This window comes from Polymorphospora sp. A560 (genome assembly GCF_045781765.1).
GTDB classification, from domain to species: domain Bacteria; phylum Actinomycetota; class Actinomycetes; order Mycobacteriales; family Micromonosporaceae; genus Polymorphospora; species Polymorphospora lycopeni.
Genome location: NZ_CP122282.1, coordinates 5,421,533 through 5,446,014 on the forward strand (window position 1 = coordinate 5,421,533; position 24,482 = coordinate 5,446,014).

Consider the following 24,482-nt stretch of genomic DNA (forward strand, 5'->3'; position numbering starts at 1 on the left):
CCTTGAGCAACGGGGGACTAGAAGAGCCGTCCCAGAAGCTGTCCGATCTGGAAGACCAGATTGTCCCACCATTCGGAGGCGACCCCGAGATAGGCCTTGCCGACGGTGGACACCGCCACCGCCGACGCCATGGCGGCCACCGCCGACAGCACCAGCAGCAGCAGCGACGATCCGGAGATGTTCTGCCGGTAGAGCCGGCTGACGCCCTTGGCGTCGACCAGCTTGCCACCGACCTTGAGCCGGGTGAGGAACGTCGACGCCATGCCGCCGCGCCCCTTGTCGAGGAACTCCACCAGGGTCGCGTGGGTGCCGACGGCCACGAGCAGCGACGCGCCCTTCTCGTCGGCGAGCAGCATCGCCAGGTCCTCGCTGGTGGCCGCGGCCGGGAAGGTCACCGCCGACAGGCCGAGCTGCTGCACCCGGGCCAGGCCGGGGGCCCGCCCGTCGGGATAGGCGTGCACGATGACCTCGGCGCCGCAACGCAGCACGTCGTCGGTGACCGAGTCCATGTCGCCGATGATCATGTCGGGGGTGTAGCCCGCCTCGACCAGCGCGTCCGCGCCCCCGTCGACCCCGATCAGGACCGGCTTGTACTCACGGATGTAGGGCCGCAGGACGTCCAGGTCGGCCTTGTAGTCGTAGCCGCGGACCACGATCAGGCAGTGCCGGCCGCCGATCCGGGTCTCGACCTCGGGTACGCCGACCCCGTCGAACAGCAGGTCGCGTTCCTGCTTGAGGTATTCCATCGTGTTGGCGGCGAACGCCTCCAACTGCACCGACAGGCCCTCCCGGGCGTCGGCCATCGCCTTGGCGACCGTCTCGGCGTCCTGCCGGACACCGTGCGCCACCGGCTCACCGTCCAGCAGCACCGTGTTGCCGTCGATCCGGACGTTGGCGCCCTCGCGGACCGCCTGGAACACGGTCTCGCCGAGGTCGTCGAGCAGCGGGATGCCGGCCTCGATCAGCACCTCCGGACCCAGGTTCGGGTAGCGACCGGAGACCGACGGCTTGGCGTTGAGCACCGCGGCGACCCCGACGGCGACCAGCGAGTCGGCCGCCACCCGGTCCAGGTCGACATGGTCGATGATCGCGATGTCCCCCGGCCGCAGCCGCCCGACCAGGCGTTTCGTACGCCGGTCGAGGCGCGCGGTGCCGGTGACGATGCCCGGTTCGACGGTCCGGGTCCGGCGCAAGGTGGGTAGACGCATCGGCACCATCCTGGCATGTGAGGCACAGTTTCCTGTTGCGACATGCCCCGAGCAGAGTCGCAACCTCCAGGGAAGCACGCCGGATCGGGAATCAGTGTGGCTATTGTCACACAGGACGTTCAGTGGCGCCGCTCCCGGGACGCCACCGCCAGCAGTTCCTCGGCATGTGCGATACCCAGATCGGAATCCGGCAAACCAGCCAGCATCCGGGCCAGCTCACGGGCCCGCTCGGTGTCCTCGACCACCCGCACCCCGCTGGTCGTGACCGCCCCACCGGTGTCCTTGGCCACCACCAGATGCCGGTCGGCGAACGCCGCCACCTGCGGCAGGTGCGTCACCACCAGCACCTGGTGACTGCGCGCCAGCCGGGCCAGCCGGCGACCGATCTCCACCGCCGCCTGCCCACCGACCCCGGAGTCGACCTCGTCGAAGACCAACGTCGGCGGACCGCCCGACCCCGCGAAGACCACCTCGATCGCGAGCATCACCCGCGACAGCTCACCGCCGGACGCGCCCCGTTGCAGCGGCAGCGACGGCGCCCCCGGATGGGCCAGCAACCGCAACTCCACCTCGTCGGCCCCGTCGGGCCCGATCCCGACCTCGACCCCGTCGACGGTCACCGTCGGCTCGCCCCGCCCGACCGGCCGCGGCAGCACCGCCACCTCGATACGCGCGTGCGGCATCGCCAGCCCGGCCAGCTCCACCGTCACCTCGTCGGCGAACCGGGCCGCCGCGGCCCGCCGCGCCGCCGTCAACCGCACCGCCAGGTCGGCGACCTCCGCCGCCAGCCGGGTCCGCTCGCGTTCCAACTCCTCCAGCACGTCGTCGGAACTGTCCAGCTCGGACAACCGGGTGCGGGCCCGCTCGGCCCAGGCGACCACCCCGTCGACGTCGTCGGCGTACTTACGGGTCAACCCGCGCAGCACCGCCCGCCGCTCGTAGACCGTCTGCAACCGGGCCGGATCGGCGTCCAGCAAGTCCAGATAGGACGACAGCTCCGCCACGACGTCGCCGACCAGGGTCGCCGCCTCCTCCAGCCGGCCACCGAGGTCGCCGAGCTTGCGGTCCACCCCCGCCTGCGCCTCCAGCGTGCGCCGCGCCATCCCCAGCAGGCTCGTCACGTCCGGGGTCTCGTCGACGACGTCACCGGCACCGGCCAGCGACACGTACGCCACCTGCGCCGCCGTACGCAGCCCCTCGGCGTGTTCCAGGCGCTGCGCCTCGGCCTTCAGCTCCTCGTCCTCGCCCGGCTGCGGATCGGCCCGGCTGATCTCGTCCAGCCCCAGCCGCAGCAGGTCGGCCTCCTGGTTGCGCTCGCGCGCGTTGCGCCGCCGGTCGGCCAGGTCGTCGGCGACCCGGCGCCACTGCGCGTACGACTCGTGCGCCGTCGCCAGCAGCTTCTCGTGCTCCGGCCCGGCGAACCGGTCCAGCGCGCCCCGCTGCTCGGCCGGGCGCAGCAGCCGCAACTGGTCGGACTGGCCGTGGACCGCCACCACCTGCTCGCCGATCTCGCCCAGCATCGACACCGGCATCGCGCGCCCCCCGACGTGCGCGCGCGACCGGCCCTCGACCGTCACCGTACGGCTCAACAGCAGGCAGCCGTCGTCGTCGGGCTCCCCACCCGCGTCGGCGACCCGGGTGTGCACCCCGGTCGCGGTCGGCTCGGACAGCCGCAGCCGCCCCTCCACGACCGCGCGCCCCGGCTCGGCGCGCACCCGGCCGGCGTCGGCCCGGCCGCCGAAGAGCAGCCCGAGCCCGGTGACCACCATCGTCTTGCCCGCACCGGTCTCACCGGTGATGACGTTCATACCGCCGGTCAACGGCAGCGTGGTGTCCTCGATGACGCCCAGCCCGGTGATTCGAAGCTCTTCCAACACAGGCAATGACAGTAGTGGCGCGGTCCGACGGTTGACCAGCCACAGGCGTGCCACCCGGCGGCGGCGTACGCCTCCACCGGTGGTCCGACCGGGGGTTCCACGGCGGCGGCACGGCGGTCCCGGGCGTGTCGCCGATCAAGGACCGGGCCGCCCGGACCGTGGCCGCCCGGACCACCGCAGCCCGGACCATGGCAGCCCGGACCACCGCCGCCCCTGGCGGGAGTCGGCCCGGACGGTGGGATCAGCCGCGGTTGCCGCGCCAGCCGGCCACCGGCAGGGCGAACTTCGCGACCAGCCGGTCGGTGAACGGCCGCGGCCGCAGCCGGACGATCCGCACCGGCACCGCCCCCCGCTGCACCGTCACCCGCGCCCCCGGCGGCAGGTCGTAGACCCGCCGGCCGTCGCAACACAACACGGCCAGCGTGGTGAACGGGTCGACGGTGATCGAGAACGTCGATGTGGGCGCGGTCACCAGCGGCCGGCTGAACAGGGCGTGCGCGCTGATCGGCACCAGCAGCAGCGCCTCCACCTCCGGCCACACCACCGGGCCGCCGGCCGAGAACGCGTACGCCGTCGAACCGGTCGGGGTGGCGCAGACCACCCCGTCGCAGCCGTACCTCGACAGCGGCCGGCCGTCGACGTCGACCAGCAGCTCCAGCATCTGGGCCCGCTCGCCCTTCTCGACACTGACCTCGTTCAGCGCCCACGACTCGATCGTCGGCCCGCCGTCGAACTCCGCCCGCACGTCCAGCGTCAACCGCTCGTCCACGGTGTACGACCGCTCGACGACGTCACGTACCGCCTGGTCCAGGTCGTTGATCTCGGCCTCGGCCAGGAAGCCGACCTTGCCGAGGTTGATGCCGAGCAGCGGCGCCTTCGCCGGCCGGGCCAGGTCGGCGGCGCGCAGGAAGGTGCCGTCGCCACCGAGCGCGAAGACGATCTCGGCGCCGTCGGCCGGGGCGTCCCCGTCGACCGGCACGATCCCCGGCAGGTCGAGGTCCTCGGCCTCGTCGGCCACCACCCGGACCTCGAAGCCCGCCTCCATGAGGTCGGCCGCCACCGTCCGGGCGTGCTCGGTGCTGCGCCGCCGCCCGGTGTGGGTCACCAGCAGAGCCACCCGACTCATCGGGTCTCCTCCCCAGTACGCGCACCACCGGCCGCCGGCCCGACACCGACGCCGTCCGGACCATCCGGCCCGCCACCTTCGGGGGGTTCGGCGGGCACCGTCGCCGGGCCGGCGGCGACGACCGCCCGTACCCGCTCCGCGCCCACCCCGGCCGCGCCGCGACGCAGCCACACGAAGAACTCGACGTTCCCGCTCGGGCCCGGCAGCGGACTGGCCACCACGTCGGCGAGACCGAGCCCGAGCGCCGCGGCGGCCGCCGCCACGTCCAGTACCGCCTCGGCCCGCAGCTCCGGGTCGCGGACCACGCCGCCGGCGCCGACCCGCTCCCGTCCGACCTCGAACTGCGGCTTGACCATCAGCGCCAGGTCGCCGTCGGTACGTGTGCACGCCGCCAGCGCCGGCAGCACCAGCCGCAGCGAGATGAACGACAGATCCGCCACCGTCAGGTCGACCGGGCCGCCGATCTGTTCCGGGGTCAGCGACCGCACGTTGGTGCGCTCGAAGACCCGTACCCGGGCGTCGCCGCGCAGCGACCAGGCGAGCTGGCCGTAGCCGACGTCGACCGCGACCACCTCGGCCGCTCCCGCGCGCAGCAGCACGTCGGTGAACCCGCCGGTGGACGCGCCCGCGTCCAGGCACCGTCGCCCGGTCACCGCCAGCCCGGCCGGCCCGAACGCGGCCAGCGCGCCGGCCAGCTTGTGGCCGCCCCGGGAGACGTACTCCTGTTTCGGGTCGTCGCCGACGACCCGGACCGGGTCGGCCGGGTCGACCATGGCCGCGACCTTGCGGGCCACGACCCCGCGCACCTGGACCCGCCCGGCATCGACGAGGGCGGCGGCCTGCTCGCGGGAACGGGCCAGGCCACGACGGACGAGTTCGGCATCCAGCCGGGTACGGCGAGCCATGGGTGTCTCCGGGAGGGGCGGGCGGTCAGCCGTGGTCGATGGTGGCGAGGGTTTCCTGGAGCGTGCGGTGCGCCGCCTCGTACTGGGCGATCTGGTCCGCCGGCGGCAGGTCGGCGGCGTTGGCCATCGCCTGGATCGCCGCGTCGACGGCGGGATGGCCGGAGCCGCCCGGGCCGGCGACCGTCGGCAGGACCGGCGCCTCCGGGCCGGACGGCCACCCGCCGTCAGCCGGCGCGGCGGGCCGGGAGCCCGCCGGACCGGCGGCCGGCGGGGCCGGCCGGAACCCACCGGACGGCGGCACGGGACGGGGACCGGACGGCGGTCCGGGCCGGGCGCCGCCGGGCGGCGGTCCGGGCCTTCCGGGTACGGGCCCGGTCACGCCTCCGCGCTCCCGGCCGGCGGAGCCGCCTTCTTGACCGCCTTCTTCGCGACCGCCTTCTTGGCCGGCGCGGCCTTCTTCGCCGCGGCACGCTTGGGGACGACCCCCTTTGTGGTGGCGGGCTGGTCGGCCGGGGTCGGGACGGCGGACGTCCGGCTGACCGGCGGCTCGGTGACCAGGTCGGCCGGGGCCGGCTCGAACAGCGGCGACACCGCCTTGCCCGCCTCGGGCCGCTTCGCCACCGCCTTCTTGGCGACGGTCTTCTTCGCGACGGCCTTGCCGGCCGCCGGCTTCGCCGGTCCGGCCTCGCCGGGTACGGACGGCGGGGCACCACCGGCCGGGAGCAGGGCGGCACCTGCCGCCTCCGCGGCATCCGCGCGGGCCCGGGTCTCGATCAGCTCGCGTTCCAGGTCACGTACCCGGGTCGTCAGGTCGGCGACCTCCTCGGCCGTGGCCAGCCCCACCGCGCCCAGCGTCCGGTCCACCTCGAAGCGGACCAGCTTCGTCAGCGCCTCCCGGTTGGCCGCGCTCGTGGTCACCAGTTCCTCGGCCATCGCCTGCAACTGGGCGGCGGTCGCCCCACCGGCGCCGACGAGGTTGCGGGCCACCCGCTCGGCCTTCTTCTTCGACGCCTCGGTCAGCCCGAGGGCCAGCTCGAGGTATGCCCGCCACGCGTCCGGCATGCCCGGTCCCCTTCCCGATCGGCGAATCCTTCGGGTGTCACGCTACCGGGCGCCGCCACCGGGACGGTGCGGTACGGTGCGCAGGACGGGGCGCGCCGTGACGACGTACGCCGATCGGAGCGCGACCACCCGCCCGGCCGGCGCCGTTCCGGCCCCGACGACGAGACGACGATGGAGGCGACAGGTGGCCACGGTTGACGAGTGCCGGCAGGCTCTGCACGATCTGGCGGCCCGGCTCGCCGCCAACGCGGCCAAGGTGCGCGACCGGGTCGACCTCGACCGCACCCTCGCCTGCCGGATCACCGACCTCGGCACCGCGTTCCACGGCCGGCTCACCGACGGCCACCTCGTCGACCTCGCCGACGGCGACGACCCCAAGGCCAAGGTCGCGCTGACCACCTCCAGCGACGACCTGATCGCCCTCGTCCGCGGCGACCTCGACGTCGCCAAGGCCCTCGGCGCCCGGCGGATCTCGATCAACGCCAACCCGTTCGACCTGCTGAAGCTGCGCAAGCTCCTCTGAGGACGGTCAGTCGGCCAGGCCGAGTTCACCCAACGCCGCCCGTGCCGGCTCCGAGTCGCCGACCACCGTCACCGCCTGCCCGGCGGTCCCCTCGTCGCGGTCCGGCGAAGGCGACCACGCCGCGGCGCACAGCGCGGCGAGCGCGTCGAGGGTCGGACCGGCCCCGTCGAGCCGCAGCCCGCCGCCGTCGTTTGACACCCGCCAGCCACCGGCTTCCGGCTCCCCCGCCGGCACCCGCACCGCACCGTCCACGTCGAACAGTCCACCCAGGTCGTACCCGACGAAGGTGGGCCGGCGCGCCGCCGGCGCGGCGAGCAGCTCCGGGACGTCGCTGACCCCGGTCAGCACCAGCAGCGAATCCATGCCGGCCCGCACCGCGCCCTCGATGTCGGTGTCGAGCCGGTCCCCGACGACCAGCGGCCGGCTCGAACCGACCCGCTGCGCACCGGTGCGGAACAGCCCCGGAGCCGGCTTGCCGACCACGATGTCCGGATCCCGGTCCAGCGCCGTACGCAGCACCGCCACCAGTGACCCGTTGCCGGGCAGCGGCCCGCGCGGGCTCGGCAGGGTGCGGTCGGTGTTCGTCGCCACCCAGACCGCGCCGGCCCGTACCGCGACCGCCGCCTCGGCCAGCTCGGCCCAGCCGACCCGCGGCCCGTAGCCCTGGACGACCGCGACCGGCTCCTCGTCGGCACGGGTGACCGGGACGAGACCCGCCTCGGCGATCTCGTCCCGCAGCGCGTCGGCGCCGACGACGAGCACCCGGTCGCCGGGAGCCAGCCGCCCGGCGAGTACCGCCGCGGCGGCACCCGCCGAGGTGACCACCTCGTCCGCGCCGGCGGGTACGCCCATCCCGGTCAGCAGCTCGGCGACGTCGGCGGCCCGCCGGGAGGCGTTGTTCGTCGCGTACGACACCGACCGCCCCTCGTCGTGCAGCCGACCGATCGCCTCGACCGCGCCGGGGATCGGCTCGTCGATCAGGTAGACGACCCCGTCAAGATCAAAAATGACCAGGTCGTACGCGTCGACCAGCCGACCCGCGCCCCGCCCGCTCACGAACCGGCCGGCCAGGGCCGCTCACCGCCGGCCGCCTCGTCGCCCCCGGTGCCGGTCACGGCGCTGTCGGCCGCCTCCGGGCCGGTGGGGGCATCCGCCGCCGCCGGGCCGCTCTGGTGCTCCGACGGCTCGTCGTCCACCTCGACCGGCAGGTCCTTCTCGTCGTCGTCGAGGTCCTTCTCGTCCTCCTGCACGGTGACAGCGCCGCTGTCGGCGTACCCGGACTCCTCCACCTCCGTGACGTCGCTCTCCCGCCGGCCGCCGTCGACCACCCGGGCCGCGGCGACCGCCTCGACGGTCTCGCCGTCCGCCGGTACGACGTCCGCGCCGTCCGTCGCCACGCCCGACGCCTCGGACCCGGAACGCTCGTCGCGCCCCTCGACCTCCTCGTCGGACTCCTCCGCGCCGTCCTCGAACTCCTCGTCGTCGCCCTCGATCAGCACGCCGTCGAGTTCGAGCAGCCGCTCGGCGGCGTCGGTCTCGCCCTCCTCGTCGGCCTCCACCGCCCGGGCGAACCACTCCCGGGCCTCGTCCCGGCGGCCGACCGCCAGCAGCGAGTCCGCGTACGCGTACCGCAGCCGGCCGGCCCACGGCTCGGTGGCCCCGCCGCTCAGCTCGCGTACCTGCAACATCGCCACCGCGGCGTCACCCTGGCCGAGGTCGCCCCGGGCACCGGCGGCCACGATGAGCAGCTCGATCGCGGTCGCCGGGTCGAGCGCGTCCCGGTCCGCGCCACGGAACAGGTCGATCGCCCGCTCCGGCCGGCCGAGCGCCCGCTCACTGTCCGCGAGCACCGCCAGGTGCGTCTGCCGCCCGCTCATCCGGTGGTACGTCCGCAGCTCCGCGATCGCGGTCTGCCACTCCCCGGCCCGGTACGCAGCCAGTCCGACCGCCTCGCGTACGGCCGCGATCCGCGACGCCAGCCGGCGGGCGGCGAGCGCGTGCGCGAGCGCCTCCTCGGGCTCGTCGTCGATCAGCAGGCCGGTCGCCACGAGGTGCCGGGCAACCGTCTCGGCGACCGGCTTCGCGAGCGACAGCAGTTCGGCGCGTACGTCCTTGTCGAGGTCGCTGGCCACGATCTCGTCGGAGAGCTCGGGAGCGCCCGGCGCCGAGGCCCGCTCCGGCTCGCCGGCCGGGCGGTACTCGCCCTGGTCGCGGTGCCCGCTGTCGCGGCGTTCGTCACGGTCGAACCGGCCACGCCGGTCGTCCCCGCCCCGGAAGCCACCCTCACGCGGGCCACGGTCCCGGTCGCCACGCTCCCGGTCGCCACGGAACCCGCCCTCACGCGGACCGCGGTCCCGGTCGCCACGGAAGCCACCCTCACGGAAGCCACCCGGCCGGTCACCGCCCCGCGGCCGCTCCGAACGGAAGCCGCCCTCACGGTCGCCGCCCCGGAAGCCACCCTCACGGGGGCCACGGTCGCGGTCACCACCGCGGAAGCCGCCCTCGCGGGGACCACGGTCCCGGTCGCCGCCCCGGAAGCCACCCGGCCGGTCACCGCCGTCGCGCTGCCCCGGGCGGTAACCACCGTCGCGGTCGCCGCCACGGAAACCGCCTTCACGCGGCCGTTCGGTACGGAAGCCACCATCGCGGTCACCACCGCGGAAACCACCCTCACGCGGACCACGGTCGCGGTCGCCACGGAAGCCGCCCTCACGGAAACCGCCACCACGCGAGTCCCGGTCGCCGCCACGGAAGCCGCCCTCACGGGGGCCACGGTCCCGGTCGCCGGCACGGAACCCACCCTCACGCGGCGGCCCGGAACGGAAGCCGTCCTTGCGGTCGCCGCCACGGAAGCCACCCTCACGCGGACCACGGTCGCGGTCACCACGGAAACCGCTGCCACGCGAGTCCCGGTCGCCGCCCCGGAAGCCGCCCTCACGGGGGCCACGGTCCCGGTCACCGGAACGGAAGCCGCCGCCCTGGGAGTCGCGGTCGCCGCCACGGTAGCCACGGTCGGCACCGTCACGCGGCGGACCGGAACGGTATCCACCGTCACGGTCCCCCGACCGGAACCCACCACCGTCACGCGGACCACGGTCCCGGTCACCACGGAAGCCACCGGACCGGTCGCCGCCATCACGCGGACCACGGTCGCGGTCGCCGCCACGGAAGCCGCCCTCACGGGGGCCACGGTCCCGGTCACCGGAACGGAACCCACCCTCACGCGGCGGCCCCGAGCGGAAACCTTCCGCACGGTCGCGGCCGCGGAAGCCGCCGCCCTGGGAGTCGCGGTCGCCGCCACGGTAGCCACGGTCGGCACCGTCACGCGGCGGACCGGAACGGTATCCACCGTCACGGTCCCCCGACCGGAACCCACCACCGTCACGCGGACCACGGTCCCGGTCACCACGGAAGCCACCGGACCGGTCGCCGCCATCACGCGGACCACGGTCGCGGTCGCCGCCACGGAAGCCGCCGCCGTAGCCGCCCTGGCGGCCGCCGTCGCGGGCTCCGCCCCGGGAGTCACGATCGTCGCGGTAGCCGCCACGCTGGCCACCCGAGTAGCCGCCCCGGTCCCGGTCACCTCGGTACGGCGGACGGTCGCCCCGCGAAGAAGACCCGTCACGGCCACGATCGGGTCGCTCGTCGTCGCGACGAGGGCGGTTGCCGCCCTCCGGTCCTGAACTCACAGCTATGTCCTTCCTCGGGCCGTCCGTCGACGGCGGCCTAACGCAGTTGAGGGCCGACCCCGGGAAAGGGGGCGGCCCTCAACTATAAGAAGTCCGGCGGTGTCCTACTCTCCCACACCCTCACGAGTGCAGTACCATCGGCGCTGGAGGGCTTAGCTTCCGGGTTCGGAATGTAACCGGGCGTTTCCCCTCCGCCATAACCGCCGTAACACTATCGACTTATCAAACACCACCCACAACCACCCACATTCCCTTGGGCGGCGGGGTCGGGTGTTCGTTTGTCGGGAATCACACAGTGGACGCGTAGCAGCTTAGTAGTCAAGTCCTCGGCCTATTAGTACCGGTCAACTCAACACGTTACCGTGCTTACATCTCCGGCCTATCAACCCAGTCGTCTAACTGGGAGCCTTACCCCACCAAGGTGGGTGGGATACCTCATCTTGAAGCGAGCTTCCCGCTTAGATGCTTTCAGCGGTTATCCCTTCCGAACGTAGCCAACCAGCCATGCTCCTGGCGGAACAACTGGCACACCAGAGGTTCGTCCGTCCCGGTCCTCTCGTACTAGGGACAGCCCTTCTCAAGTATCCTACGCGCACGGCGGATAGGGACCGAACTGTCTCACGACGTTCTAAACCCAGCTCGCGTACCGCTTTAATGGGCGAACAGCCCAACCCTTGGGACCTGCTACAGCCCCAGGATGCGACGAGCCGACATCGAGGTGCCAAACCATCCCGTCGATATGGACTCTTGGGGAAGATCAGCCTGTTATCCCCGGGGTACCTTTTATCCGTTGAGCGACACCGCTTCCACACGCAAGTGCCGGATCACTAGTCCCGACTTTCGTCCCTGCTCGACCCGTCAGTCTCACAGTCAAGCTCCCTTGTGCACTTACACTCAACACCTGATTGCCAACCAGGATGAGGGAACCTTTGGGCGCCTCCGTTACCCTTTAGGAGGCAACCGCCCCAGTTAAACTACCCACCAGACACTGTCCCTGAACCGGATCACGGCCCCAAGTTAGATACCCAAATCAACCAGAGTGGTATTTCAAGATTGCCTCCACCTGTACTGGCGTACAAGCTTCACCGGCTCCCACCTATCCTACACAAGCTAATTCAGATACCAATGTCAAGCTATAGTAAAGGTCCCGGGGTCTTTCCGTCCTGCCGCGCGTAACGAGCATCTTTACTCGTAATGCAATTTCGCCGGGCCTGTGGTTGAGACAGTGGGGAAGTCGTTACGCCATTCGTGCAGGTCGGAACTTACCCGACAAGGAATTTCGCTACCTTAGGATGGTTATAGTTACCACCGCCGTTTACTGGCGCTTAAGTTCTCAGCTTCGCCCCGAAGAGCTAACCGGTCCCCTTAACGTTCCAGCACCGGGCAGGCGTCAGTCCATATACATCGAATTACTTCTTCGCATGGACCTGTGTTTTTAGTAAACAGTCGCTTCCCCCTGCTCTCTGCGGCCATACCACGCTCCAGGAGCAAGTCCCTTCACGCGTCCGGCCCCCCTTCTCCCTAAGTTACGGGGGCAATTTGCCGAGTTCCTTAACCACAGTTCGCCCGATCGCCTCGGTATTCTCTACCTGACCACCTGTGTCGGTTTGGGGTACGGGCCGCTAAGAACTCGCTAGAGGCTTTTCTCGGCAGCATAGGATCACTGACTTCACCTGAATCGGCTCGGCATCACGTCTCAGCCACAAGGTGTGCGGATTTGCCTACACACCGGCCTACACGCTTACCCCGGCACAACCACCGGCCGGGATCAGCTACCTTCCTGCGTCACCCCATCGCTTGACTACTACCCACCAGGTTCCCAGGCTCACCAGCATCAGTCCGAAGACCTCCACCAGATCACGTGGTTAGCACAACGAGGTTCATCATGGGCGCTCTTTCGCGGGTACGGGAATATCAACCCGTTGTCCATCGACTACGCCTCTCGGCCTCGCCTTAGGTCCCGACTCACCCAGGGCGGATTAACCTAGCCCTGGAACCCTTGGTCATCCGGCGGAAGGGTTTCTCACCCTTCATTCGCTACTCATGCCTGCATTCTCACTCGTGCCGCGTCCACAGCTGGGTCACCCCGCTGCTTCACCCCGGCACGACGCTCCCCTACCCATCCACACACCTGCACCCACACCCAAAGGCATAGGCGAAGTAAAAATGTGAATGCCACAGCTTCGGCGGTGTACTTGAGCCCCGCTACATTGTCGGCGCGGAACCACTTGACCAGTGAGCTATTACGCACTCTTTAAAGGATGGCTGCTTCTAAGCCAACCTCCTGGTTGTCTATGCGACCCCACATCCTTTTCCACTTAGCACACGCTTAGGGGCCTTAGCTGGTGATCTGGGCTGTTTCCCTCTCGACTACGAAGCTTATCCCCCGCAGTCTCACTGCCACGCTCTCACTTACCGGCATTCGGAGTTTAGCTGATTTCGGTAAGCTTGTAGGCCCCTAGACCATCCAGTGCTCTACCTCCGGCAAGAAACACGCAACGCTGCACCTAAATGCATTTCGGGGAGAACCAGCTATCACGGAGTTTGATTGGCCTTTCACCCCTAACCACAGGTCATCCCCCAACTTTTCAACGTTGGTGGGTTCGGCCCTCCACACGGTCTTACCCGCGCTTCAGCCTGCCCATGGCTAGATCACTCCGCTTCGGGTCTAGAACATGCGACTAAACGCCCTATTAAGACTCGCTTTCGCTACGGCTACCCCACACGGGTTAACCTCGCCACATGCCACTAACTCGCAGGCTCATTCTTCAAAAGGCACGCCGTCACCCCTAAAGGCTCCGACGGATTGTAGGCGAACGGTTTCAGGTACTATTTCACTCCCCTCCCGGGGTACTTTTCACCATTCCCTCACGGTACTAGTCCGCTATCGGTCACCAGGAAGTATTCAGGCTTACCAGGTGGTCCTGGCAGATTCACGGCAGATTACAGGGGTCCGCCGCTACTCGGGAACATCCACAGAAGACCAGCCACTTTCACCTACCGGACTATCACCGACTACGGTTGGCTTTCCCACACCATTCGGCTAGCAACTGGCTTTATAACTTCTCGAACAAGTGTCAGCTTGTCCAGCAGAGTCCCACAACCCCGACCACGCAACCCCTGACAGGTATCACACGCAACCGGTTTAGCCTAAATCCGCTTTCGCTCGCCACTACTCACGGAATCACTATTGTTTTCTCTTCCTACGGGTACTGAGATGTTTCACTTCCCCGCGTTCCCTCCACACACCCTATGCATTCAGGTGCGGGTGACATCACATGACTGATGCCAGGTTTCCCCATTCGGACACCCTGGGATCACAGCTTGGTTGACAGCTCCCCCAGGCCTATCGCGGCCTCCCACGTCCTTCATCGGCTCCTGGTGCCAAGGCATCCACCGTCCGCCCTTGACAACTTGACCACAAAGATGCTCGCGTCCACTGTGTAATTCTCAACAAACGACCAACCCACAACCCACAGCACCACACCAAACCCCGAACCCCCACCCAACAGGGCAAGACTCCGACCGGTATGCGGCACCAGGCCATGCCTGGACAACCCGAAACAACAACCCACAACATGCGGCTTGTTCTTTCAGGACCCAACAGGATGCTCACATTCACCACCAGCCGCACCAACCATCCGTTCCTGTCCCCACAGGGATGTACTAAGACAGCCAGCCGTTGCCGGCAGAAAACTCACCAGTGTCTCCGCCAATCGAGCAACCCCGACCCAACATCCGCGGGCCGCGGGCTCCTAGCCGACCTTCGCCGGCAGGTGCTCCTTAGAAAGGAGGTGATCCAGCCGCACCTTCCGGTACGGCTACCTTGTTACGACTTCGTCCCAATCGCCAGCCCCACCTTCGACGGCTCCCTCCCACAAGGGGTTAGGCCACCGGCTTCGGGTGTTGCCGACTTTCGTGACGTGACGGGCGGTGTGTACAAGGCCCGGGAACGTATTCACCGCAGCGTTGCTGATCTGCGATTACTAGCGACTCCGACTTCACGGGGTCGAGTTGCAGACCCCGATCCGAACTGAGACCGGCTTTTTGGGATTCGCTCCACCTCACGGTATCGCAGCCCATTGTACCAGCCATTGTAGCATGCGTGAAGCCCTGGACATAAGGGGCATGATGACTTGACGTCATCCCCACCTTCCTCCGAGTTGACCCCGGCAGTCTTCGATGAGTCCCCGGCATAACCCGCTGGCAACATCGAACGAGGGTTGCGCTCGTTGCGGGACTTAACCCAACATCTCACGACACGAGCTGACGACAGCCATGCACCACCTGTGAACGGCCCCGAAGGACCCGACATCTCTGCCGGATTTCCGCCCATGTCAAACCCAGGTAAGGTTCTTCGCGTTGCATCGAATTAATCCGCATGCTCCGCCGCTTGTGCGGGCCCCCGTCAATTCCTTTGAGTTTTAGCCTTGCGGCCGTACTCCCCAGGCGGGGCGCTTAATGCGTTAGCTGCGGCACAGAGAACCGGAGAGGCCCCCCACACCTAGCGCCCAACGTTTACAGCGTGGACTACCAGGGTATCTAATCCTGTTCGCTCCCCACGCTTTCGCTCCTCAGCGTCAGTATCGGCCCAGAGACCCGCCTTCGCCACCGGTGTTCCTCCTGATATCTGCGCATTTCACCGCTACACCAGGAATTCCAGTCTCCCTACCGAACTCTAGCCTGCCCGTATCGGCTGCAAGCCCGCAGTTGAGCTGCGGGTTTTCACAGTCGACGCGACAAGCCGCCTACGAGCTCTTTACGCCCAATAAATCCGGACAACGCTCGCGCCCTACGTCTTACCGCGGCTGCTGGCACGTAGTTGGCCGGCGCTTCTTCTGCAGGTACCGTCACTTGCGCTTCGTCCCTGCTGAAAGAGGTTTACAACCCGAAGGCCGTCATCCCTCACGCGGCGTCGCTGCATCAGGCTTCCGCCCATTGTGCAATATTCCCCACTGCTGCCTCCCGTAGGAGTCTGGGCCGTGTCTCAGTCCCAGTGTGGCCGGTCGCCCTCTCAGGCCGGCTACCCGTCGTCGCCTTGGTAGGCCATCACCCCACCAACAAGCTGATAGGCCGCGAGCCCATCCCAAGCCGAAAAACTTTCCACCCCCAACCATGCGGTCAGAAGTCATATCCGGTATTAGCCCCCGTTTCCGAGGGTTATCCCAAAGCCTGGGGCAGGTTACTCACGTGTTACTCACCCGTTCGCCGCTCGAGTACCCCGAAGGGCCTTTCCGCTCGACTTGCATGTGTTAAGCACGCCGCCAGCGTTCGTCCTGAGCCAGGATCAAACTCTCCAACAAAAACCTGTCGAAAAATCCATCCCGGCAATCAAAGATTGCCAAAGGAATCCAAACCCAACCCACCCCAACAAACCGTTGAAGCAGACCAGGCCCGGGAAATAATCATTCTTGGCACTGGCTTACAAGCACCCTGTTGAGTTCTCAAAGAACAAACACACACCAAACCCGAACCCCACCAACAAGCAGGACCCGAACCCGGGGCTCCACACCCTGCACCCCGCGCTCAGCGCCAGGCACTTTTACTACGTTACCCGCCAGTTTCTACCGTGTCAACCCGATATTTCCGATCAACACCGCATCATCCAGCTTTGTCCCAACCGCAACACGCAGAGTCATGCCCCGCAGTGTTGATGTTTGGGATTCCGGCAGGCCGGCCGCCGCAGGTCCGCTCCCTTGGGAGCGACTTGCTGGCTCGCCCGGTTCCCTGTCCGGTCGTTCACTCTACCCGGCCGGTTTCGCGGCGCCAAATCGACCCTTCAGGTCGTCGTGCCGCACCACCCGGCCCCGGTCAGATCCGGCGGAACGCCGTACCGTCTCGGGGTTGCCCCTGTGGTCCTCGGCCTCGAGGTGCTTTCGCACCTTTCGTCCGTGTCCCCTGCGGGCAGAGAGAAAGTTACGCACCCGGTGGATCGATCGTCAAATCCACCGGGTGCGTCCCGCGTCACATCAACGAGGACTGACTATCTGGCCAGCTCAACGCCGGCGAAGGTGCGCTTGCCCCGGCGCAGGACCAGGAACCGGCCGTGCAGCAGCGCCGCCGGCGCGACCGTCGCCTCGACGTCGGTCACCCGCTCGTTGTTGAGGTACGCGCCGCCCTCGGTGATCGCCCGACGCGCCTCGTTGAAGCTGCCGACCAGGCCGGAGTCCTTCAACAACGTGGCCACGGTCGGCAGCTCCCCACGGACCTCCAGCAGGCCGGCCTCGGCCAGCGCGGCACGCAACGTCTCCGGCGCCAACTCGTCGAGCGACCCGCGGCCGAACAGCGCCTGGCTGGCGGCGATCACCTGCCGCGTCTCCTCCTCGCCGTGCACGAGCGTGGTCAGTTCCTCCGCCAGCGCCCGTTGTCCGAGCCGGGCCTGCGGCCGCTCCTCGGTCGCGGCGACCAGCTCCTCGATCTCGTCACGGGATCGGAAGCTGAAGTAGCGCAGGTAACGCGGCACATCCCGGTCGTCGCTGTTGAGCCAGAACTGGTAGAAGGCGTACGGGCTGGTCATGGTGGGGTCGATCCAGACGGCACCGCCCTCGCTCTTGCCGAACTTGGTCCCGTCGGACTTGGTCACCAGCGGTGTGGTGAACGCGTGCACCGGCCCGGCGCCGCGCCGGCGGATGTAGTCGACCCCGGCGGTGATGTTGCCCCACTGGTCGGAGCCACCGAACTGCAGCGTGCAGCCGTGCCGGCGGTGCAGTTCGAAGTAGTCGTTGGCCTGGAGCAACTGGTAGCTGAACTCGGTGAAGCTGATGCCGCTCTCCAGGCGCGCCTTGACCACCTCGCGGGCCAGCATCCGGTTGACCGGGAAGTGCTTGCCGACGTCGCGGAGGAACTCGACGACCGACATCTCCGCCGTCCAGTCCAGGTTGTTGACCAGGGTCGCGGCGTTGTCGCCGGTGTACGTCACGAACGGCGAGAGCTGGTCACGGATCCGGGCCACCCATCCGGTCACCGTCTCCGGGCTGTGCAGGCTGCGTTCGCCGCCCTCCTTCGGATCACCGATCTGGCCGGTCGCCCCACCGACCAGCAGCAGCGGACGGTGACCGGCGAGCTGCAGGCGCCGGGCGGTCAGCACCTGCACCAGGTGGCCGACGTGCAGGCTCGCGGCGGTCGGGTCGAAGCCGACATAGAAGGTCACCTGCTCGTTGTCCAGGTGCTTGCGCAACTCGTCGAGGTCGGTCGAGTCCTGGATGAGACCCCGCCACAGCAGGTCGTCGATCAGATCGGTCACACAGCGAATTGTCCCCCACAACCGCGCCCCACCTGTACCGGGTTACGGACGGACGCCCGACGCGCCGGCCGTACGCGCCGGTTTCGGAACATGCCGGCGGTAGGCGCTGACGGTCGGGTCCCCGGTGATCCAGAACCGCCACGGCCGGTCGTGCGCGCCGGTCACCCCGACCCGGGGGCCGGCGCTGACCGTCGCCGGATCGACCGGTGCCGGCGGCGCGGTGAGCCGTACCGGACCGGCGCCGAGCAGGTGGACGCCGTACGCGGAGCCGTCCAGGCCGAGCGCGGAACACAGCCGCGCCGGACCGCGGGCCAGGTCGACGTCCCGGCGTACGGCGGGACGCCGGGACCGGGCGACGTCCAGGCCCGCGACGATCTCGCCGGCCCGCAGGAGTACCGCGGACGCCTCCCCTTCCGGTCCGGTCACCACGTTCATGCACCAGTGCATGCCGTACGTGAAGTAGACGTAGGCGTACCCGGACGGGCCGAACATGACCGAGTTGCGTGGGGTACGGCCCCGGTACGCGTGCGAGGCGGGGTCACCGGCGGTGCCCGCGTACGCCTCGACCTCGGTGACGCGCACGGTGACGCCGCCGGCGGACAGCCGGCAACCGAGCAGTCCGTGCGCCGCGGGCACGACCGGGCCGGCGAGCAGGTGGGCGAGGTCGGTCACGTCGTACAGGACAGCACGGATGGTGCCGCCGATGCCACCTCGGTGCGGGTCGCGGGACCCGCCGGCGGATCCGCTCTGGCAGAATGCCCCGATGCTCTCCGGTCCCCCGCCGCCCGACCAACCGGTTCCCGAGGTCGTACGGCGGCTCGCCGCCGGGCGGCCGACCCACCCAATGTGGCGCAACGAACTGGGCGGCCTCACCTTCGAGATCACCGTCGGCGCCGGCCGGTGGTTCGTGAAGTGGGCGCCGCCGGACAGCGGGCTGCGGCTGGACCGGGAGGCGGAACGGCTGCGGTGGGCGGTCCGGTACGCGCTGGTGCCGCCGGTCCTCGACGAGGGCGCCGACGAGAGCGGGAGCTGGCTGCTGACCGACGGCCTGCCCGGCGAACCCGCGGTCGTCGACCGGTGGAAGGCGGACCCGGCGACCGGGGCGGCCGCGATCGGCGCCGGGCTGCGGCGGTTGCACGACCGGCTGCCGGTCGCGGACTGCCCGTTCGGTTGGCGGGTCGAGGACCGGCTCGCCCGGGTGCGGCGGTCCGCCGCGGCCGGGCGGCTCGATCCGGCGTGGTGGCATCCGGACCACGCCGCGTTGGGCGTGGCCCGGGCGCTGGCCCGGCTCGCCGACGTGCCGGCGGTCGACCGGCTGGTGGTCTGCCAGGGTGACCCGTGCGCCCCCAACACGCTGATCACCCCGGACGGCCGGTTCGCCGGGCACGTCGACCTGGGTGCGCTCGGGGTCGCCGACCGGTGGGCCGACCTGGCGGTGGCCACCTGGAGCCTGCACTGGAACTACGGGCCGGACTGGGAGGGTGTGCTGCTGGCCGCGTACGGAGTCGAGCCGGACGCCGACCGGATCGCCTACTACCGGCTGCTCTGGGACCTGGAGTAGGCCCCGGGCCACCGTGGCCGCCGCCCGGGCGGCGGCCACGGTGCCGGTCAGCGGGGTACGACGACCTCGGTGGCCCAGGCACGCCAGCCGGCGAGCTTGTCGATGGCGGTGGCGAGCTGGTCGGCGACCGGGCCGGGGCCGGTCGAGCCGGGCGTGGTGCGGGCGGCGAGTGCCGTACGGACCGACAGGACGTCGCGTACGCCGGCGTCGAGATGTGGGCTGACGAGGGTGAGGTCCTCGTCGGAGACCTCGTCGAGGGCGCAGTCGCGGGCCACGCACAGCGCCACCAGCTTGCCGGTGATCTCGTGTGCCTCCCGGAACGGCACGCCCTTGACGACCAGCCAGTCGGCGACCTCGGTGGCGAGGGTGAAGCCGACCGGCGCGGCGGCGGCGAGCCGGTCCACCCGTACCGTCATGGTGGAGATCATTCCGGCCAGTGCGGGCAGCAGGAGCTGGAGGGTGTCGACGGCGTCGAAGACCGGCTCCTTGTCCTCCTGCATGTCCCGGTCGTAGGTCAGCGGCAGGCCCTTGAGCATCGTCAGGACGGCGACGAGGCCGCCGACCAGCCGGCCGGACTTGCCGCGGGCCAGTTCGGCGATGTCGGCGTTCTTCTTCTGCGGCATGATCGACGATCCGGTGGCGAAGCTGTCGTCGAGTTCGACCCAGCCGAACTCCTGCGACGTCCAGAGCACCACCTCCTCGCCGAGCCGGGACAGGTGCACCCCGATCAGCGAGGTGACGAACAGGAACTCGGCCACGAAGTCCCGGTCGGCGACCGCGTCCATGGAGTTGGCGGCCGACGCGGTGAACCCGAGTTCCTTGGCGACCTGGACCGGGTCGAGCGGCAGCGAGGAGCCGGCGAGCGCGCCGGCGCCCAGTGGTGAGATCGCCGTACGGGCGTCCCAGTCCCGCAGCCGCTCCAGGTCGCGCAGCAGCGGCTGGACGTGGGCGAGCAGCCAGTGGCCGAAGGTGACCGGCTGGGCGTGCTGGACGTGGGTCATGCCCGGGGCGGGCGTGTCGACGTGCCGCTCGGCCTGCTCGACCAGGGCGTCGGCGAGCTCGACCAGCCGCTCGGCGACGCCGCGGGCGTGGTCACGCAGGTAGAGGCGCAGGTCGGTGGCGACCTGGTCGTTGCGGGAGCGGCCGGCGCGCAGCTTGCCGCCCAGGGTGCCGAGCCGTTCCAGCATCCCGCGTTCGAGCGCGGTGTGGACGTCCTCGTCGTCGACCGTCGGCCGGAACTCGCCGGAGGCGCAGGCGGCCTCCAGGTCGTCCAGGGCGGCCAGGACCCGGCCGAGTTCCTCGGCGTCGAGCAGCCCGGCGCGGGCCAGCACCCGGGCGTGTGCCCGGGAGCCCGCGAGGTCGTACGGCGCGAGGCGCCAGTCGAACTGGACGCTGACCGACAGCCGGGCCAGCGCCTCGGAGGGGCCGCCGGCGAACCGGCCTCCCCACAGGCTGGTCCGGTTGGCGGGCGCGCTGTTCTCGGTCAGGCTCTTGTCATCCACGCCGACAATCATTGCGAACGTGCCTTCCAATCAGATTTGCGGGGAGCCGAGGCGGGCGTCACGGGCGGCGGCCATCCGGCGTGGTGCTCCTTCTACGACGTGTCGACCGCGCCGGGTCGCGCCCGCTAGGCGGGTTCGGACCCGGCCGGCGGGGTGACGGCCCAGTCGGCCAGCTTCGCCGCGAGGGCGGCACCGCCGACCGTGTCCCTGGCCACCACCAGGATGGTGTCGTCGCCGGCGATGGTGCCGACCACCTCCGGCAGGCCGGAGCGGTCCAGTGCGCTGGCCAGGAACTGCGCGGCGCCGGGCGGGGTGCGCAACACGGCCATGTTGCCGCTGGCGTCGACGCTGGTCAGGAGTTCGCGCAGCAGCCGGAGCAGGCGGGCCGGGGCCTGCTCGGCGTCGCGCAGCGGTCGTAGGCCGTCCTCGGGGATGAGGTAGACGGCCGGCCCGCCGTCACCGCCACGGACCTTGACCGCGCCGAGTTCCTCCAGGTCACGTGACAGGGTGGCCTGGGTGACCTGGATGCCGTCGCCGGCGAGCAGGTCGGCGAGTTCGGTCTGCGAATGGACCACCTTGTCCCGGATCAGCTCGACGATGCGGGCGTGCCGTGCCGTCCGGGTGACCGGCCCGGTCACCCGACTGCCCTGCCCTGCTCGGTCACGCGCCCACCCCGCTGCGGCCGGCGGCCGGACGACCGCCGCCGGGCCTGTCGGCTTCCTCGCTGCCCGGTCACTTCGGCGCCTCCTGGCGCAGCAGCCAGGTGATCAGCGCCTTCTGCGCGTGTACCCGGTTCTCGGCCTCGTCGAACACGGCGCTGCGGTCGCCGTCCATGACCTCGTCGGTGATCTCCTCGCCGCGGTGGGCCGGCAGGCAGTGCAGCACGATCGCGTCCGGTGCGCCCGCCAGCAGCTCCTTGTTGACCTGGTAGGGCCAGAACGGGGTGAGCCGGTCGCGGCCGTCGTGCTCCTGCCCCATCGACGTCCAGGTGTCGGTGGCCACCACGTCGGCGCCGGCGACCGCCGCACGCGGGTCGCGCAGCACCTGGACCGAGCCACCGGTGCCCGCGGCGATCGCGGTCGCCGTGGCGACGATCTCCGGATCCGGGTCGTAGCCGGCGGGGCCGGCGACCCGGACGTGCATGCCAGCCGTCGCCCCGGCGACCAGGTAGGAGCGGGCCATGTTGTTGGCGGCGTCGCCGACGTACGCCAGGGTCCGGCCGGTGGTGCCGCCGCACCGCTGCCGGACCGTCAACAGGTCGGCGAGAAGCTGGCACGGGTGGAAGCCGTCGGTCAAGGCGTTGATCACCGGTACGGACGAGGCGGCCGCGACCTCGGCGATCCGGTCATCGCCGTGGGTCCGCATCACGATCGCCGCCACGTAGCGGGACAGTACCCGGGAGGCGTCGGCGAGCGTCTCGCCACGCCCGAAGTGGGTGCCGCCGGAATCGACGATGATCGCGTTGCCGCCGAGTTCGGCGATGCCGACGTCGAACGACAGCCGGGTCCGCAGGCTCTGCTTGTCGAAGAGGACCGCCACCGACCGGGGGCCGGCCAGCGGCCGTTCCCGGAACGGTTCCGCCTTGATCTGCTCCGCCAGGTCGAGTACGGCCGACTGCTCGGCCGGGGTCAGGTCGTCGTCACGCAGAAAGTGGCGGATCATGGCGTCTCCTCGTTCGGTGTCGCGGCGTCCAGCGCGGCCGGCAGGGCGGCGAGGAACGCGTCGGCCTGCTCGGCGGTGACGACCAGTGGCGGCGCCAGCCGCAGCACGTTCGGCTGGACCGGGTTGACGAGGAAACCGGCGTCCCGCAGCACTCCGGCGACCGCGCCCGACGCCGGGGCCCGCAGGACGATCCCGAGCAGCAGGCCGGCGCCGCGTACCTCGGCCACCAGCGGGTGGCCGAGCGCCTCGACGCCGTGCCGCAGCCGCTCGCCGATCCGCTTGACGTGGTCGAGCAGCCCCTCGTTGGCGATGGTGCTGACGACCGCCAGGGCGGCGGCGCAACTGACCGGGTTGCCGCCGAAGGTGCTGCCGTGCGCGCCCGGGGCGAGCAGGTCGGCGGCGGGGCCGAACGCGATGCAGGCGCCGATCGGCAGGCCGCCGCCGAGCCCCTTGGCCAGGGTCACCACGTCGGGCTCGATCCCCTCGGCCTGGTGGGCGAACCAGTGGCCGGTGCGTCCCATCCCGGTCTGCACCTCGTCGATGACGAGCAGCGCGCCGTGCCGGGTGGTGATCTCCCGGGCCGCGCCGAGGTAGCCGGGCGGGGGCACGCACACGCCGTTCTCGCCCTGGATCGGTTCGAGGATGACCATGGCGGTCTCGGCGGTGACCGCGGCCGCCAGGGCGTCGACGTCACCGTACGGGACGTGGGTGACGTCGCCGGGCAGCGGCCGGAACGGGTCGGCCTTGGTCGGCTGACCGGTCAGGGCCAGCGCACCCATGGTGCGGCCGTGGAAGCCGCCGACGGTCGACACGACGTGGCCGCGGCCGGTCAGCCGGGACAGCTTGAACGCCGCCTCGTTGACCTCCGCCCCGGAGTTGGCGAAGAACACCCGGCCGGGCCGGCCGGCGAGGGCCAGCAGCAGCTCGGCGAGCGCGACCGGCGGTTCGGCCACGAAGAGGTTCGAGACGTGGCCGAGCGTGGCCACCTGCTTGGAGACGGCGGCGACCACGGCGGGGTGCGCGTGGCCGAGGCTGTTGACGGCGATTCCGCCGAGCAGATCCACGTACTGCTTGCCGGCCTCGTCCACGACGACCGCCCCCGAGCCGCTGACCAACGCGAGTGGCGGTGTCCCGTAGTTGTCCATCATGGACTGACGCCAGCGGTCGACCAGGGTCGTCATGCTCCGTTCACCGTCTTCCCGTCCTGCGTCCCGGCACCCTCGGTGCCGGCGACGACCATCGTGCCGAAACCCTCGGAGGTGAACACCTCCAGCAACGTGGAATGCGCCACCCGGCCGTCGACGACGTGCGCGGCGGGCACACCACCCTGCACCGCCCGCAGGCATGCCTCCATCTTCGGCACCATTCCGGCCTCGAGGCGGGGCAGCAGCTTCGCCAGCTCGGCGACGGTGATCCGGTCGACGAGGCTGTCGGTGTCCGGCCAGTCGGCGTACAGGCCGGGCACGTCGGTCAACACGATCAGCTTGCGGGCGTCGAGCGCGACCGCGAGCGCCGCGGCCGCCGTGTCCGCGTTGAGGTTGTGCAGCACCCCGTCGGCGTCGGGTGCCACCGTCGAGATGACCGGGATCCGTCCGTTACCGATCAGGTCGGCGACCGCGGAGACATTGACCGCGTCGACGTCACCGACCTGGCCGATGTCGACCGGCTCCCCGTCGACGTACGCCGGCCGGCGGACGGCGGTGAACAGCCGGGCGTCCTCACCGGACAGTCCCACCGCGAACGGGCCGTGCTCGTTGATCAGCCCGACGAGTTCGCGGCCGACCTGACCCACGAGCACCATCCGGACGACGTCCATCGCCTCCGGGGTGGTGACCCGCAGGCCGCCCTTGAACTCACTGGGGATGCCGAGCCGGCCCAGCATCGCCGAGATCTGCGGGCCGCCGCCGTGCACCACGACCGGCCGGAGACCGGCGTAACGCAGGAAGACCATGTCGGCGGCGAACGCCCGCTGCAGTTCCGGGTCGATCATCGCGTTGCCGCCGTACTTGACGACGACGGTGGCCCCGTGGAACCGGGCCAGCCACGGCAGCGCCTCGATGAGCGTGGCCGCCTTCTCCTGGGCCGGACCGAGTCGATTCACCGCACTTCTCTCACTCATGTCGT

Annotated in this window: 18 protein-coding genes and 3 rRNA genes; 3 read left to right on the forward strand and 18 right to left on the reverse strand. The window is 70.1% G+C overall.

Features of this window, described 5'->3' with window-relative positions:
• Positions 1-17: 17 nt before the first annotated feature.
• The 6 genes from steA to QCD66_RS24185 form a co-directional block, all read right to left on the reverse strand.
• Positions 18-1,208: a putative cytokinetic ring protein SteA gene (steA, locus tag QCD66_RS24160; protein WP_364221203.1), complete on the reverse strand. Its 1,191-nt coding sequence runs from the start codon at positions 1,206-1,208 to the stop codon at positions 18-20.
• A 119-nt stretch (positions 1,209-1,327) separates the two neighbouring features.
• Positions 1,328-3,085 (reverse strand): DNA repair protein RecN, encoded by a 1,758-nt coding sequence (recN, locus tag QCD66_RS24165; RefSeq protein ID WP_375737039.1) that lies wholly within the window; start codon positions 3,083-3,085, stop codon positions 1,328-1,330.
• 241 nt (positions 3,086-3,326) lie between these two features.
• On the reverse strand, positions 3,327-4,211 hold the full coding sequence (locus tag QCD66_RS24170; RefSeq protein WP_357534528.1) for an NAD kinase: 885 nt from the start codon (positions 4,209-4,211) through the stop codon (positions 3,327-3,329).
• Positions 4,208-5,116: a TlyA family RNA methyltransferase gene (locus QCD66_RS24175; RefSeq protein WP_357534526.1), complete on the reverse strand. Its 909-nt coding sequence runs from the start codon at positions 5,114-5,116 to the stop codon at positions 4,208-4,210. The genes QCD66_RS24170 and QCD66_RS24175 overlap by 4 nt, the downstream gene beginning before the upstream one ends.
• 25 nt (positions 5,117-5,141) lie before the next feature.
• Positions 5,142-5,495: a hypothetical protein gene (locus QCD66_RS24180; RefSeq protein ID WP_407566794.1), complete on the reverse strand. Its 354-nt coding sequence runs from the start codon at positions 5,493-5,495 to the stop codon at positions 5,142-5,144.
• A complete protein-coding gene (locus QCD66_RS24185) occupies positions 5,492-6,178 on the reverse strand; it encodes a phasin family protein (protein ID WP_375737266.1) in 687 nt (228 codons plus the stop codon). The genes QCD66_RS24180 and QCD66_RS24185 overlap by 4 nt, the downstream gene beginning before the upstream one ends.
• A gap of 184 nt (positions 6,179-6,362) precedes the next feature.
• Between QCD66_RS24185 and QCD66_RS24190 the strand changes: the two genes are divergently transcribed.
• Positions 6,363-6,701, forward strand: coding sequence for an alkyl sulfatase C-terminal domain-containing protein (locus QCD66_RS24190; protein WP_357534522.1), 339 nt, complete (start codon positions 6,363-6,365; stop codon positions 6,699-6,701).
• Positions 6,702-6,707: 6 nt separating this feature from the next.
• Here the strand turns inward: QCD66_RS24190 and QCD66_RS24195 are convergent, their stop codons facing one another.
• A complete protein-coding gene (locus tag QCD66_RS24195) occupies positions 6,708-7,757 on the reverse strand; it encodes an HAD-IIA family hydrolase (RefSeq protein WP_375737265.1) in 1,050 nt (349 codons plus the stop codon).
• Positions 7,754-8,794 carry a Replicase polyprotein 1ab gene (locus QCD66_RS24200; protein ID WP_375737267.1) on the reverse strand — a complete coding sequence of 347 codons (1,041 nt, stop codon included), beginning with the start codon at positions 8,792-8,794 and terminating at the stop codon, positions 7,754-7,756. Before QCD66_RS24200 ends, QCD66_RS24195 begins: the two co-directional genes overlap by 4 nt.
• A gap of 120 nt (positions 8,795-8,914) precedes the next feature.
• On the opposite strand from QCD66_RS24200, the gene QCD66_RS24205 reads away from it, so the two are divergent.
• The gene (locus QCD66_RS24205; RefSeq protein ID WP_407566795.1) at positions 8,915-10,384 is read left to right on the forward strand and encodes a hypothetical protein; all 1,470 of its coding nucleotides are present in this window, start codon (positions 8,915-8,917) and stop codon (positions 10,382-10,384) included.
• Between the two features lie 97 nt (positions 10,385-10,481).
• On the opposite strand, the gene rrf is transcribed toward QCD66_RS24205, so the two are convergent.
• The 5 genes from rrf to QCD66_RS24230 form a co-directional block, all read right to left on the reverse strand.
• Positions 10,482-10,598: ribosomal RNA gene (rrf, locus tag QCD66_RS24210) — 5S ribosomal RNA — on the reverse strand.
• A gap of 106 nt (positions 10,599-10,704) precedes the next feature.
• Positions 10,705-13,810: ribosomal RNA gene (locus tag QCD66_RS24215) — 23S ribosomal RNA — on the reverse strand.
• A 367-nt stretch (positions 13,811-14,177) separates the two neighbouring features.
• Positions 14,178-15,693 (reverse strand): 16S ribosomal RNA (locus QCD66_RS24220).
• The 16S, 23S and 5S rRNA genes sit together here, the layout of an rRNA operon.
• 680 nt (positions 15,694-16,373) lie before the next feature.
• Entirely contained in the window at positions 16,374-17,633 is a 1,260-nt protein-coding gene (gene tyrS / locus QCD66_RS24225) for a tyrosine--tRNA ligase (protein ID WP_375735174.1), read from the reverse strand.
• Positions 17,634-17,675: 42 nt separating this feature from the next.
• Positions 17,676-18,314, reverse strand: a complete 639-nt coding sequence (locus tag QCD66_RS24230) for a DNA-3-methyladenine glycosylase (protein ID WP_364207635.1) — start codon at positions 18,312-18,314, stop codon at positions 17,676-17,678.
• A gap of 82 nt (positions 18,315-18,396) precedes the next feature.
• Here QCD66_RS24230 and QCD66_RS24235 point away from each other — a divergent pair, with 82 nt between their 5' ends.
• Entirely contained in the window at positions 18,397-19,194 is a 798-nt protein-coding gene (locus QCD66_RS24235) for a phosphotransferase (protein WP_375735175.1), read from the forward strand.
• Positions 19,195-19,241: 47 nt separating this feature from the next.
• On the opposite strand, the gene argH is transcribed toward QCD66_RS24235, so the two are convergent.
• The 5 genes from argH to argB form a co-directional block, all read right to left on the reverse strand.
• Positions 19,242-20,705 carry an argininosuccinate lyase gene (gene argH / locus QCD66_RS24240; RefSeq protein ID WP_364207633.1) on the reverse strand — a complete coding sequence of 488 codons (1,464 nt, stop codon included), beginning with the start codon at positions 20,703-20,705 and terminating at the stop codon, positions 19,242-19,244.
• Positions 20,706-20,821: 116 nt separating this feature from the next.
• On the reverse strand, positions 20,822-21,334 hold the full coding sequence (locus tag QCD66_RS24245) for an arginine repressor (RefSeq protein ID WP_357540126.1): 513 nt from the start codon (positions 21,332-21,334) through the stop codon (positions 20,822-20,824).
• Between the two features lie 94 nt (positions 21,335-21,428).
• Positions 21,429-22,358, reverse strand: a complete 930-nt coding sequence (gene argF, locus QCD66_RS24250) for an ornithine carbamoyltransferase (protein WP_364207571.1) — start codon at positions 22,356-22,358, stop codon at positions 21,429-21,431.
• Positions 22,355-23,539, reverse strand: a complete 1,185-nt coding sequence (locus QCD66_RS24255) for an acetylornithine transaminase (protein WP_357540122.1) — start codon at positions 23,537-23,539, stop codon at positions 22,355-22,357. Before QCD66_RS24255 ends, argF begins: the two co-directional genes overlap by 4 nt.
• Entirely contained in the window at positions 23,536-24,477 is a 942-nt protein-coding gene (gene argB, locus QCD66_RS24260; protein WP_364207569.1) for an acetylglutamate kinase, read from the reverse strand. The genes QCD66_RS24255 and argB overlap by 4 nt, the downstream gene beginning before the upstream one ends.
• Positions 24,478-24,482 lie beyond the last annotated feature (5 nt).

Bases quoted from the DNA above. Each gene is read 5' to 3' on its own strand.
- QCD66_RS24175 (WP_357534526.1), bottom strand. From the start codon at position 5,116: ATGGCTCGCCGTACCCGGCTGGATGCCGAACTCGTCCGTCGTGGCCTG.
- argF (WP_364207571.1), bottom strand. From the start codon at position 22,358: ATGATCCGCCACTTTCTGCGTGACGACGACCTGACCCCGGCCGAGCAG.
- steA (WP_364221203.1), bottom strand. From the start codon at position 1,208: ATGCGTCTACCCACCTTGCGCCGGACCCGGACCGTCGAACCGGGCATC.
- QCD66_RS24170 (WP_357534528.1), bottom strand. From the start codon at position 4,211: ATGAGTCGGGTGGCTCTGCTGGTGACCCACACCGGGCGGCGGCGCAGC.
- QCD66_RS24255 (WP_357540122.1), bottom strand. From the start codon at position 23,539: ATGACGACCCTGGTCGACCGCTGGCGTCAGTCCATGATGGACAACTAC.
- argB (WP_364207569.1), bottom strand. From the start codon at position 24,477: ATGAGTGAGAGAAGTGCGGTGAATCGACTCGGTCCGGCCCAGGAGAAG.
- QCD66_RS24235 (WP_375735175.1), top strand. From the start codon at position 18,397: ATGCTCTCCGGTCCCCCGCCGCCCGACCAACCGGTTCCCGAGGTCGTA.
- QCD66_RS24185 (WP_375737266.1), bottom strand. From the start codon at position 6,178: ATGCCGGACGCGTGGCGGGCATACCTCGAGCTGGCCCTCGGGCTGACC.